The sequence below is a fragment of the Streptomyces sp. NBC_01485 genome (assembly GCF_036227125.1).
In the GTDB taxonomy this organism is placed as follows: Bacteria; Actinomycetota; Actinomycetes; order Streptomycetales; family Streptomycetaceae; genus Streptomyces.
Genome location: NZ_CP109435.1, coordinates 3,113,331 through 3,124,976 on the forward strand (window position 1 = coordinate 3,113,331; position 11,646 = coordinate 3,124,976).

At 71.8% G+C, this 11,646-nt stretch carries 12 protein-coding genes and 1 pseudogene; 5 read left to right on the top strand and 8 right to left on the bottom strand.

Annotation, left to right across the window (positions count from 1 at the left end; all coding sequences use genetic code 11):
• Positions 1 to 59 precede the first annotated feature (59 nt).
• Positions 60 to 1,421: a GH1 family beta-glucosidase gene (locus OG352_RS14350; RefSeq protein WP_329217174.1), complete on the top strand. Its 1,362-nt coding sequence runs from the start codon at positions 60 to 62 to the stop codon at positions 1,419 to 1,421.
• On the top strand, positions 1,418 to 2,683 hold the full coding sequence (locus OG352_RS14355; protein WP_329217175.1) for an MFS transporter: 1,266 nt from the start codon (positions 1,418 to 1,420) through the stop codon (positions 2,681 to 2,683). Before OG352_RS14350 ends, OG352_RS14355 begins: the two co-directional genes overlap by 4 nt.
• Positions 2,684 to 2,742: 59 nt before the next feature.
• On the opposite strand, the gene era is transcribed toward OG352_RS14355, so the two are convergent.
• Complete coding sequence (gene era, locus OG352_RS14360; RefSeq protein WP_329217176.1) at positions 2,743 to 3,696, bottom strand: GTPase Era; 954 nt, start codon at positions 3,694 to 3,696, stop codon at positions 2,743 to 2,745.
• Between the two features lie 74 nt (positions 3,697 to 3,770).
• On the opposite strand from era, the pseudogene OG352_RS14365 reads away from it, so the two are divergent.
• Positions 3,771 to 3,914: pseudogene (locus tag OG352_RS14365) on the top strand (ammonium transporter); the annotation flags it as partial.
• Positions 3,911 to 4,249, top strand: a complete 339-nt coding sequence (locus OG352_RS14370; RefSeq protein WP_329217177.1) for a P-II family nitrogen regulator — start codon at positions 3,911 to 3,913, stop codon at positions 4,247 to 4,249. The pseudogene OG352_RS14365 and the gene OG352_RS14370, both read left to right, overlap by 4 nt.
• On the opposite strand, the gene OG352_RS14375 is transcribed toward OG352_RS14370, so the two are convergent.
• The 4 genes from OG352_RS14375 to OG352_RS14390 all read right to left on the bottom strand — a co-directional run bounded on the left by OG352_RS14375 (position 4,246) and on the right by OG352_RS14390 (position 7,967).
• Positions 4,246 to 5,262 (bottom strand): WxL protein peptidoglycan domain-containing protein, encoded by a 1,017-nt coding sequence (locus OG352_RS14375; protein WP_329217178.1) that lies wholly within the window; start codon positions 5,260 to 5,262, stop codon positions 4,246 to 4,248. The two genes, OG352_RS14370 and OG352_RS14375, sit on opposite strands and share 4 nt — an antisense overlap.
• Positions 5,263 to 5,411: 149 nt before the next feature.
• Positions 5,412 to 6,752: a beta-xylosidase gene (locus OG352_RS14380; RefSeq protein WP_329217179.1), complete on the bottom strand. Its 1,341-nt coding sequence runs from the start codon at positions 6,750 to 6,752 to the stop codon at positions 5,412 to 5,414.
• A gap of 172 nt (positions 6,753 to 6,924) precedes the next feature.
• Positions 6,925 to 7,401: a hypothetical protein gene (locus OG352_RS14385; protein ID WP_329217180.1), complete on the bottom strand. Its 477-nt coding sequence runs from the start codon at positions 7,399 to 7,401 to the stop codon at positions 6,925 to 6,927.
• A gap of 212 nt (positions 7,402 to 7,613) precedes the next feature.
• Positions 7,614 to 7,967 (bottom strand): cytidine deaminase, encoded by a 354-nt coding sequence (locus OG352_RS14390; RefSeq protein WP_329217182.1) that lies wholly within the window; start codon positions 7,965 to 7,967, stop codon positions 7,614 to 7,616.
• 136 nt (positions 7,968 to 8,103) lie between these two features.
• Between OG352_RS14390 and OG352_RS14395 the strand changes: the two genes are divergently transcribed.
• Positions 8,104 to 9,525 (top strand): MFS transporter, encoded by a 1,422-nt coding sequence (locus OG352_RS14395; protein ID WP_329217183.1) that lies wholly within the window; start codon positions 8,104 to 8,106, stop codon positions 9,523 to 9,525.
• Here the strand turns inward: OG352_RS14395 and OG352_RS14400 are convergent.
• From OG352_RS14400 to ybeY, 3 genes are read right to left on the bottom strand one after another with little or no spacing between them, the layout of a single operon-like run.
• Entirely contained in the window at positions 9,487 to 9,846 is a 360-nt protein-coding gene (locus OG352_RS14400) for an MmcQ/YjbR family DNA-binding protein (RefSeq protein ID WP_329217185.1), read from the bottom strand. The two genes, OG352_RS14395 and OG352_RS14400, sit on opposite strands and share 39 nt — an antisense overlap.
• Positions 9,843 to 11,150: a hemolysin family protein gene (locus OG352_RS14405; protein ID WP_329217186.1), complete on the bottom strand. Its 1,308-nt coding sequence runs from the start codon at positions 11,148 to 11,150 to the stop codon at positions 9,843 to 9,845. Before OG352_RS14405 ends, OG352_RS14400 begins: the two co-directional genes overlap by 4 nt.
• Positions 11,147 to 11,644: an rRNA maturation RNase YbeY gene (gene ybeY / locus OG352_RS14410; RefSeq protein ID WP_329217189.1), complete on the bottom strand. Its 498-nt coding sequence runs from the start codon at positions 11,642 to 11,644 to the stop codon at positions 11,147 to 11,149. Before ybeY ends, OG352_RS14405 begins: the two co-directional genes overlap by 4 nt.
• Between the last annotated feature and the right edge of the window lie 2 nt (positions 11,645 to 11,646).

The following is an 11,646-nucleotide window of genomic DNA, read 5'->3' on the forward strand; positions in this document are numbered from 1 at the left end:
ACTGGCAATTCATGTCCGGGCGTTGACTTCCTTACCGATCGGTAAGGATGATCCCGCCCATGGCGAACGATCCGCGCGACGCGGCGCACCCGATACCCCAGTTCCCGGCCGGCTTCCTGTGGGGCGTGTCCACCTCGGCGCATCAGATCGAGGGCGCGGTGGACGAGCGCGAGCCGTCCGTCTGGGACACCTTCACGGCCGAGCCGGGCCGGGTGAAGGACGGCTCGACGGCGGCGCGGGCCTGCGACCACTTCCACCGCTACCCCGAGGACGTGGCCCTGCTGAAGGGCCTCGGGGTGGACGCGTACCGCTTCTCGATCTCGTGGCCCAGGGCCGTCTTCGACAACGGGCGCGGCCTCGACTTCTACGACCGTCTCGTCGACGAGCTGTGCGCGGCCGGCGTCCGCCCGGTCCCCACCCTCTTCCACTGGGACCTCCCGGCGAACCTGGACTGGCTGGAGCGCGACACGGCGTCCCGTTTCGCCGAGTACGTGTCGGTGGTCGCCGACCGCCTCGGTGACCGCGTCAAGAAGTGGATCACCATCAACGAGCCTGCGGAGCACACCCTGTTGGGGCACGCGCTCGGCACCCACGCCCCCGGCAGGCAGCTCCTCTTCGACGCGCTCCCGGCCGCCCACCACCAACTCCTGGGCCACGGCCTCGCCGTGCAGGCCCTGCGCGCGGCCGGCGCCACCGACATCGGCATCGCCAACTCCCACGGCCCGACCTGGCCGGCCTCCCGGGAGCCCGCCGACCTGGAAGCCGCCGCCTTCTACGACGTCCTGCTGAACCGGCTCTTCGCGGAGCCGGTGCTGCTGGGCGAATACCCGGAGGGACTCGGCGAGTTGATGCCGGGCGGCGATGTGCAGGCCGACCTCAAGGTGATCTCCGAGCCGCTCGACTGGTACGGGATCAACTACTACGCCCCGACGAAGGTGGGCGCCCCGCAGGGCACCGAGATCGAGTTCGGCGGGATCACCATGCCGGCCGAACTCCCCTTCTCCGTCCAGCAGATCGAGGGCGTCCCGGTGACCGACTTCGGCTGGCCGGTGGTCCCCGAGGGCCTCACCGAGCTTCTGACGACCTTCCGCGAGCGCTACGGCGACCGTCTCCTGCCGGTCGTCATCACCGAGAACGGCTGCTCCTACGACGGCGTCGACGACCAGGCCCGTATCGCCTACCTGGACGGCCACCTGCGCGCCCTGCACCGGGCGTCGGAGGCCGGCGTCGACGTGCGCGGGTACTTCGTGTGGTCGCTGCTGGACAACTTCGAGTGGGCGGAGGGGTACGAGCAGCGGTTCGGCCTGGTCCACGTCGACTACGAGACGCAGACCAGGACCCCGAAGGCGTCGTACGCCTGGCTGCGGGACGTGCTGCGGGACCAGAAGTCACAGGCGCAGAGATCACAGGCTCAGGGATGACGGCCACTCCCCGGGCGGCCTCCTCGGCAGCCGCTCTGGCCGAGCCCGTCGAGCGGGTCGGCCGGGGCTGGACGTCGGCGCTCTCCCTCGCCAACGGGGCGATCTGGGTGGGCTGGTACGGCCCCCTGCAGATCCTGCTGGCCTCCCAGGCCGAGGACTTCGCGCCCGGCTCCGGCATGTCGAAGGAGACGATGCTGGCCTGGGTGACGGGCCTCGGCGCGGTGGTCTCGCTGGCCGCGAACCCGCTGGCCGGCGCGCTGTCGGACCGTACGACGTCCCGGTGGGGCCGGCGTACGCCGTGGATCGTGGCCGGGGCGGGGGGCGGCGCGCTGTCGCTGCTCCTGCTCGCGGGCGCGGGCGGGGTCTGGACCATGGCGGCGGGCTGGTGCCTGGTCCAACTCACCCTGAACGCGGCCTTCGCGGCGGTGACGGCGGCCGTCCCGGACCGGGTGCCGCGCCTCCAACGCGGCTCGGTGGGCGGCTGGTTGGGGGCCGCGCAGATCCTGGGCGTGGTCGGCGGCACCGGGCTCGCGACGGCCGCCGGGGGCGTCGGGGCCGGGTACGCGGCGTGCGCGGTGTTCACGGTGGTGGGCGTGCTGCCGTACGTCCTGCGGTACGAGGATCTGCGGCTCGCGGTCGCGGACCGGCCGGCGTGGTCCTGGCGGGGCTTCGCGGCCGGGTTCTGGCTGAGCCCGCGCAGGTATCCCGACCTGGGGTGGGCGTGGCTGACCCGGTTCCTGATGAACCTGAGCAACGCGCTGGTGCTGCTGTACCTGCTCTACTACCTGCGCGACCGGCTGCACTACGCCGACCCCGAGGGGGGCGTGCTGATCCTGACGGCGGTGAACGGGCTGACGCTGCTCGCCACGGTCGTCGTCGGGGGCGTCTGGTCGGACCGGGTCGGCCGGCGCAAGCCGTTCGTGATCTGGTCGGGCGTGCTGATGGCGGTGGCGACGGCGGTGCTGGCGGGCTGGCAGACCTGGCCGGGGGCGATCGTCGCGGCGGCGGTGCTGGGGGTCGGCTTCGGCGTGTTCACCTCGGTCGACTTCGCCCTGATGACGGACGTACTGCCGAAGGCCGGCGACCGGGGCAAGGACCTGGGCATCATCAACGTGGCCAACGCCCTCCCCCAGGTCGCGGCCCCCGCCCTCGCCGCCCCGATCGTGATGCACCTGGGCGGCTACCGGGGCCTGTACCTGGTGGCGGCGGCGATCGGCCTGGCGGGCGCGGTGCTGGTACGGCGGATCAGAGGGGTGGACTGACCCACCGGCCCACAGCGCTCCCGCGTCCCGGACATGTCCCCGCAGGCCCTTGGAAGCCTTTAGAAGCCCAGCTTGCGGAGTTGCTTCGGGTCGCGCTGCCAGTCCTTCGCGACCTTCACGTGGAGGTCGAGGAAGACGGGGGTGCCGAGGAGGGCCTCGATCTGCTTGCGGGACTGGATGCCGACGTCCTTCAGGCGCTTGCCCTTGGGGCCGATGATGATGCCCTTCTGGCTGGGGCGCTCGATGTAGATGTTGGCGTGGATGTCGAGCAGCGGCCGGTCCGCCGGACGGTCCTCGCGCGGGAGCATCTCCTCGACGACCACCGCGATGGAGTGCGGCAGCTCGTCCCGGACGCCCTCCAGCGCCGCCTCGCGGATCAGCTCGGCGACCATCACCTGCTCGGGCTCGTCCGTCAGGTCGCCCTCGGGGTACAGCGGGGGGCTCTCCGGCATCATCGGGATCAGCAGGTCCGCGAGCAGCCCGACCTGCTGGTCGCCGACCGCCGAGACCGGCACGATCTCCGCCCACTCGAACCCCAGCTCCTTGCTGAGCTGGTCGAGCGCGATGAGCTGCTCGGCGAGCGTCTTGGAGTCCACGAGGTCGGTCTTCGTGACGACGGCGACCTTCGGCGTCCGCTTGATCCCGGCCAGCTCCTTGGCGATGAACCGGTCGCCGGGGCCCAGCTTCTCGTTGGCCGGCAGGCAGAAGCCGATGACGTCGACCTCGGCCCAGGTGGCGCGCACGACGTCGTTCAGCCGCTCGCCGAGCAGCGTGCGCGGCTTGTGCAGGCCCGGGGTGTCGACCAGGATCAACTGGGCGTCGGGGCGGTGCACGATGCCCCGGACCGTGTGCCGCGTGGTCTGCGGACGGTTCGAGGTGATCGCCACCTTCTTCCCGACCAGAGCGTTCGTGAGGGTGGACTTGCCCGCGTTGGGGCGGCCCACGAAGCAGGCGAAGCCGGCACGGTGTACGGACTCGGCCGACTGCTCGGATGACTGGTTACGAACGCTCATGGCCCCCATTCTCCCTGATCCACGAAGCCCCGCCGTACACACGAGCGGCAACGCCCTCCACGGTGGGCTCCCGGAAACACGAGCACACCGGCCTGGACCTGGACCTTACGGTGCACGCCGAGAGCGCATACGATCGCGGCGTCCTGGGCCATGGCGCCCCGGTCGGCTCGCACCCCGCCCTCTCCGCCCAGAACCAGAAGGTCAAGCCACCGGCATGAAGCTCATCACCGCGATCGTCAAGCCCCACCGCCTCGACGAGGTCAAGACGGCCCTGCAGGAGATCGGCGTGCACGGGCTGACCGTGACCGAGGCCAGCGGGTACGGCCGGCAGCGCGGCCACACCGAGGTGTACCGGGGGGCCGAGTACCAGGTCGACCTCGTGCCCAAGGTGCGGATCGAGGTCGTCGTCGAGGACGCGGTCTCCGAGGCCGCCATCGACGCGATCGTGCTTGCCGCACGGACCGGGAAGATCGGGGACGGGAAGGTGTGGGCGGTGCCGGTGGAGAGTGTGGTGCGGGTGCGGACTGGGGAACGAGGCCCCGACGCGCTCTAAGCGTCGATCGTCGTCTGCGGGTGCGTTGCGGCTGGTCGCGCCCCGCGGCGGAGCCGCATGATGTGAGCGCCCCGCGCCCCTAGGGGGTTGCTCCGCCGCCTGAGCAGTAGCCACCCCCCTATCGCGATCCCGGCCACTACGAACGACACCGCCAGCCACGGCACCGCCACGAACGTCGCCGTTGCCGACTCGGTTGTGTTCTTGGCGGTTGCCGTCAACTTGACGTCTGTCCAGTCGAGTTGGGGGGCGTCGGTCCAGCGTTCGGTCAGGCTGACGCTCTGGCCCGGGAGGAGTTGGGAGGGGAGCTTCCTCAGGTCTCGGGTCAGGAGGGTGCGGCCGAAGAGGCCCCGCGCCGTCAAGGCGGCCTTGGGTTCGAGCGTGACGTTTCCCGTGTTGTGCAGGGTGTAGGAGATCGTCGCCGTGCTGTCGCCGAGGCCGGGGATCAGGGGCTGGTGGTGGCTGATGTGGACGTTCTCGACGGCCAGGGCGGGCACCGTGGGACCGCCGACCGTGAGGTAGACGCGAGCGCCGACCGCCCGCTGCACCCCGAGCGCGACCGAGCCGTCGCCCTGGTCGACCCGCTCGTCGAGGGCGACGATCGCGCCCGGATGGTCGCCGGGTTCCGCGCCCTCGGGCACCTTGACGGTGAACGGCACGGTGACCGTCTGCCGGGCGGGCACGGTGACCCGGTCCTTCGGCAGTTCGGCCCACGCGCCGACGCCCCGCATCCTCTCCCCCACCGACTTCACGGCGAACCCGCCGTCGCGCGCGGTGTTGTAGGCGTCGGCCGCGTACAGCCGGAAGGTGAGGGGCTGGTCGGTCTTGTTGGCGACGACGACCTTGTCCTCGATCGTCTGACCGGGGTCGGCGGAGACGTAGAAGTAGGGCCGCGCGGCGACGGCCGAGGAGGCGGGGTAGACGGACCAGTCGCCGTTGTCGGCGGCCCGGGCGGCGGGAGCGGCGAACAGCAGGCAGAGGAGGAACGGCAGGAGGAGGACGTACGGCTTGCGCATGGGTGCGGACCCCCCACGGGCGGGCTTCGGCGTACGGGCCGGCGCGTACGGATTGCTGGCGCGTACGGGCTGTGGTGGCTCGGGTGGGGACGGGCGGGTGCGGACCTGTGGGGCGGGCGCCCGGCCACCGGTGGACGTGGTGCGTCGGCTCAGGTGAGCGTCAGGGTCAGGACGCCGGCGTAGCTGCCCGGAGGCGTGAACGCCGGTACGCCGAGGGAGAGTCGGGCGTCGGCGGTGAACTCGCCGCCGGTGGCCGTGCCGTCGGGCGTGGACGCCAGGGTCGCCCCCGAGGCGCCGACCGTGCCCGCCGAACCGGCCTGACAGGTGCTCGGGCTGCCCGCCTTGGTCGTGCACGCGGGCGTCCAGCTCAGCAGCTCGCCGTCGATCTTGGCGCCGGGGCCGCTGAAGTCGGTGACCTTGCCGGTCAGGGACCAGCCGGCGGGGCCGCCGCGGAAGTCCTTGACGGTCACCGCGTTGAGGCCCCCGGTCGAGGCCTGACCGGAACCGAAGTCGACCGCGGACATCGCCACGGCGTCCCCGGCCTGGGACATCGACAGGGTGCCGGCCTTCACGGTGGCCGTCAGTTTCTGACTGCCCGCGGGTACGGGCGTGTCGTCGACGACGACGTACGCGGCGGGCGCGGTGCCCAGGTCGGAGGTCCAGGCGCCGCCCTCGTACGCCACGATGCCGGTGGTGGCGAGGTCGTTGACGGCGAGCGACCCGGAGATGTTCCCCTGCGCGCTCGCGGTGAGGGTCGCCCTGTCCGCGGTCTGGCCGGACCCGGACCGTCCGGCGACGGTGACCGAGGCGCCCGCCGTGAAGCCGCCGCCGCTGACGGCGACGCTCGCGCCCGGGCTTCCGGAGGCCGAACCCAGGCTGATGGCACGGGTGTTGGCCGGCGGGTTGGCGGCGGCGGTGACCGTCTCCGACACCGGGGCGGGCGGGTTGGTCACCGTGCAGGGGGTGTCCAGCTCGAGGATGTAGCTGGTGTGGATGTTGTAGTCGCCGGGCGAGAGGGTGATCGCGCCGGGCGAGGTGACCGTGAAGGTGCCGGTCATGGAGAACGACGGGAAGACGCCCTTGCCGGGCACCGGGTCGTTCTTCTTCGGCCCCGTGACCGTGACGGTGCCGGTCTGCGCGCCGCCGAGGGCGACCTTGCCCGTCGGCGTCATGATGTCGGCCGGCAGGGCCAGGTCGGTGGGGTTGTTGGCGGCGGGCGTGACCACCGTGTACGTGACGGTGACGGTGTCGCCGACCTTGGGACTGGTGTTGTCCGCCGTGACCTTGGCGGTGGTGGTGCCGTCGATCGGCGGGAGTCCCGCGATGGCCGGCGGGATGCAGTGCGTCGGGAAGTTCACGTTGGTCGCGGCGCCCGCCGGACAGGCCAGCGCCCCGCCCGCGGTGACCGCGAGCGCGGTCACCCCGAGCAGCGACGCCCAGCGCCGTCTTCGGGAACCTCGGGAACTTCCGGAACCTCGGGGTGAACCCATGATTGCCCCCTCCTCCGGGGTGCGGGCGCAGCGGCTCTTCTGCGCCGACAGGGGGCATTGACGTGCGGATCGCACGAGAAGTCAATGGACACGGCAGAGCGAACTGATGGACCGTCAGTTTCCTGGTCCCGTAAGGAAACTGACGGCCCGTCTGCTCAGTTTCCAACCGCTATCAGTCGAACACGAAGGGTCCCGGCGACTGCGGCCCGGCCGCCGTGCAGGTGACGGTGATCCCGAAGATGACCATCTTCAGCGAGCCTCCGTTGAAGTCCAGCTTGTCACCGGAGGCCACGGTCCCGTTGAGCGGACCGACCGTGATCGAGGCGCCGGTGGCCATGGCGGGGTTCACGGTGCCGCTGAAGACCCGGGCGGCACCGGTCGAGTTCGCCATCGTGAGCGTGGAAGCGATGCTGTTCGCGCTGATCGGGATCGGCGCGGTGATCGCGGTGGACGTGAGGGTGAGGGTGGCGGCCGTGCCCGTCTGGGTGGCCGTGAGGGTGGCGGCACCGCCGCCGAACAGACCGCAGTTCGCGGTCACGGCCGCCGTCGTCGGGGTGACGGCGGCGGCAGACGGTGCGAATGCCAGCCCGGTGACCGCGAGGGCCCCTGCCAGCAGTGCCGCACCTGATCCGATTCGCTTGCCTCTCATGGGTGTTCCGGCTCCTTCCCGGATGTGGGGAGACGGACTGCCGGAGCGGGACGGGTGGGTGCGGACACCAATGCCGGTGGGGGGTGAATCTGACGGTCCGTCGGAAATTACGGTTCCATTGACGCGTCAGGGACGGGAGAAGGGCAAGGTTGAATTCCGGCCTAGTTCGGCGCGGTCAAGCAGGCAGGCATCGGTCAGGCATGACTCAGGGCTCAGCCCGCTGTCACCGTGTCGCGGAGCGTTCCGTCCGGCCCGGCCACCAGCACCGGCGTGCCCGCCCCGCCCAGGTCCGCGACGGCGGCCCGGTCCGCGTCGGCGGCGCCCGCCGCCTCCGTCACCACGGCCGCCGCCTCCAGCGACTTCGCCCCCGAGGCCACCGCCATCGCCACCGCCGTCCGCAGCGCGCTCAGCTTCAGCGACGGCAGATCCACCGTCCCGGCGACATACGTACGTCCCGTCTCGTCCCGTACGGCGGCCCCCTCGGGCACACCGTTACGGGCCCGCGCGGAACGGGCCAGGGTGACGATCTTGCGGTCCTCGGGGTCGAGCGCGTTGCTGTCGGTCATACCCCGAGCATACGAAGACCCGGGCCGCTCACCCCGCCACGGGGTACCCGGCCCCGCGCCGCCCGTGCCTGGTGGCGCCACCACCACCATTGCCCCCGACTCCCACGCGCGCTCCGATGGCCGCAAGCTCGACGCCATGGCGAACGACACCGGCACGAACGACACCAGCGCACAGAGCGACAGACTTGTCCTCCTGGTCCTCTGCGCGGCCCAGTTCATGGTCGCGCTGGACTTCTCCGTCCTGAACGTCGCCCTGCCGGTCCTCGGCGCGGACCTCGGCATGAGCCGGTCGGCGCTGCCGTGGGCGGTCACGGCGTTCGCCCTCCCGTCGGGCGGCTTCCTGCTCCTGTTCGGCCGCGTCGGCGACCTGTACGGCCGTCGCCGGCTGTTCCTGACCGGCCTGGCCCTGTTCGGCGCGGCCTCACTGCTCGCGACGCTCGCCTGGGACCCGGCGTCCTTCCTCACCGGGCGCGCGTTACAGGGGCTGGGCGCGGCGGCGATCGTCCCGACCGGCATGTCCCTGCTGACGACGACCTTCCCGGAGGGCCCGGCCCGCGACCGCGCCCTCGGCATCTCGGGCACACTGCTGTCGCTGGGCTTCACCGTCGGCATGGTGAGCGGCGGCGTCCTGACCGACGTCCTCGGCTGGCGCTCCACGATGGCCCTGCTCGCCGTCTTCGCCCTGCTGGTGCTCCCCCTCGCCGCCGCCCTCCTGCCGGAGTCCCGCACCCCGGAGCGCCCGCGCCTGGACCTGCCCGGCGCGATCACCGTCACCGGCGGCCTCCTGGCCCTGATCCACGCCCTGTCGACGGCCGCCGACCGGGGCTTCGCCCACCCCGACGTGATCGTCACCCTGATCGCCGGCGTCGCATCGCTGACGGCGTTCGGCGTCGTCGAGTCCCGGGCGAGGACCCCGCTGGTCTCCCTCCCGATGCTGCGCCGGCGCACGGTGGCGTGGGGCAACCTGGGCGGGCTGGTCACCTTCTCGATGATGTCGACGGTCCTCTTCGTCCTGACGCTCTACCTCCAGGACGTCCTCGGCCTGTCGGCGTTCGAGACGGGCCTGGTCTTCGGCGTCCAGGGCGTGCTGTCGACGGTCGCGGGCACCTTCATCCCGAGGGTCATCGGCCGCGTCGGCGCCCGCCGCGCCCTGGTCGGCTCCCTCGCCGGCCAGGGCGCGCTGACCGCCGCCCTGCTCGGCCTGAACACGCACCCCTGGTCGGTCTGGCTCGCCACGGCCGCGGTCTCCCTGGCCGGCATGTGCCACCTGGGCGCGATCATCTCCTACGGCCTGACGGTCACCTCGGGCGTCCCGGACGGCGAACAGGGCCTCGCCACCGGCCTGGTCACCTCCACCCAGCAGCTCGGCGCCACCATCGGCATCCCCCTCCTCGGCGCACTGGCGACGACCTCGGACGCCCTGCTGCCGGGCATCCGCACCGTCCTCGCCCTGAACGCGGCGATCGTGACGGCGACGGCGGTCCTGGTCGGCCTGGGCCTGCGCCCGGGCCGCACCGCCTCAGGGCCGGTCGAGACGGAGTCGCTCGGCGCGCGGTAGGCCGGCGACGACCAGGTCGTACGAGTCCTCGACCAGCTCCCGGAGCAGCCCGTCCGGGAGGTCCGCGTCGGCCGTCACCGTGTTCCAGTGGCGTTTGTTCATGTGATAGCCGGGGGTGATCAGGCCCGGGTGCTCGGTGCGCAGGCGTACCGCGTCGTCCGGGTCGCACTTGAGGTTCACCGTCAGGGGCCGGGCGTCCAGGGTCGTCAGGGCGAACAGTCTGCCGCCGACCTTGAAGACCGAGGTCTCCGGGCGGAAGGGGAAGTCCTCCACCGCCGCGCCGAAGGAGAGGCAGAGGGCGCGCAGTTCCTGTGGGGTCACTCCGGTTTCTCCTGCTCGGGCGGGCCGGCCGCCGGGTCCACCGGCTCCACCAGCACCGTCACGATCTTGTTGCGGCGGCCGGCCGCCGCCTCCGCCGTCAGGCGCAGGGTCCGGCCGTCCGGGAGGTCGACCGTGCTCGACGCGCCGGCGATCGGCACCCGGCCCAGGGCCTTCGCGAGCAGTCCGCCGACGGTCTCCACGTCCTCGTCGTCGTACTCCTCCAGGCCGTACAGCTCGCCGAGGTCGGTGATGTCGAGACGGGCGGTCACCCGGTGGCGGTCGTCGCCGAGCCGCTCCACGGGCGGGAGTTCACGGTCGTACTCGTCGGTGATCTCGCCGACGATCTCCTCCAGGATGTCCTCGATGGTGACGATGCCGGCCGTGCCGCCGTACTCGTCGATGACGACGGCGACGTGGTTGCGGTCCTGCTGCATCTCGCGCAGCAGGTCACCGGCGTTCTTGGTGTCGGGGACGAACGCGGCCGGCCGCATCGCCGTCGACACCAGCTCGCCCTCCGCGTCCCGGCTGATGTGCGTCTTGCGGACCAGGTCCTTCAGGTACACGATGCCGACGATGTCGTCCTCGCTCTCCCCGCTCACCGGTATGCGGGAGAAACCGGAGCGCAGCGCCAGCGTCAGGGCCTGGCGGATGGTCTTGTAGCGCTCGATGACGACGAGGTCGGTCCTCGGGACCATGACCTCCCGTACGAGGGTGTCGCCCAGCTCGAAGACCGAGTGCACCATGCGGCGCTCGTCGTCCTCGATCAGGGACTCCTTCTCGGCGAGGTCGACCAGCGCCCGCAGCTCCGCCTCGGAGGCGAAGGGGCCGCGGCGGAAGCCCTTGCCGGGCGTGAGCGCGTTGCCGATGAGGATGAGGAGCGACGGGATCGGGCCCATGATCCGCGCCAGCGGCAGCAGGACGTACGCCGCCGCCGTCGCCGTGTTCAGCGGGTGCTGGCGGCCGATGGTGCGCGGGGAGACGCCGACGGCGACGTACGACACCAGGACCATGACGCCGATCGCGGCGAACAGGGCCGGGGTCGTGCCGTCGATCTCCTGGAGGCAGGCGTAGGTGACCAGCGCGGCGGCGGCCATCTCGCAGGCGACGCGGACCAGCAGCGCCACGTTCAGGTAGCGGGTGGGGTCGGCGGCGATCTGCGCCAGCTTGGCGCTGCCGCGCCGGCCGGACCGTACGGCCTCCTCGGCGCGGAAGCTGGAGACGCGCGCGAGGCCCGCCTCCGCGCAGGCGGCGAGCCAGGCGACGACGACCAGGGCGATCGCGCCGGAGACGAGCGCGGGGCTCATGAGACGGTCGGGGCCGGAGACGGGCCGGTCATGCCCTTCTCCGCGCGCCAGCCATCCACGATGGCCTGCTGGAGGCCGAACATCTCGGCCTTCTCGTCAGGCTCCTCGTGGTCGTACCCGAGCAGGTGCAACGCCCCGTGGACGGTGAGCAGTTGGAGCTCCTCGTCCATGGAGTGCCGCGTCGCCGCCTCCTTGCCCTGCCGCTCGGCGACCTCCGGGCACAGCACGATGTCGCCGAGGAGGCCCTGCGGGGGCTCGTCGTCGTCCTTCGACGGCGGACGCAGCTCGTCCATCGGGAAGGACATGACGTCCGTCGGCCCCGGCAGGTCCATCCACTGGATGTGCAACTGCTCCATGGCGTCGGCGTCCACGACGATCACCGAGAGCTCGGAGAGCGGGTGGATGCGCATCCGCGCGAGCGCGTAGCGGGCGATGTCGAGGATCGCCTGCTCGTCGACCTCGGTTCCGGACTCGTTGTTGACGTCGATCGACATGG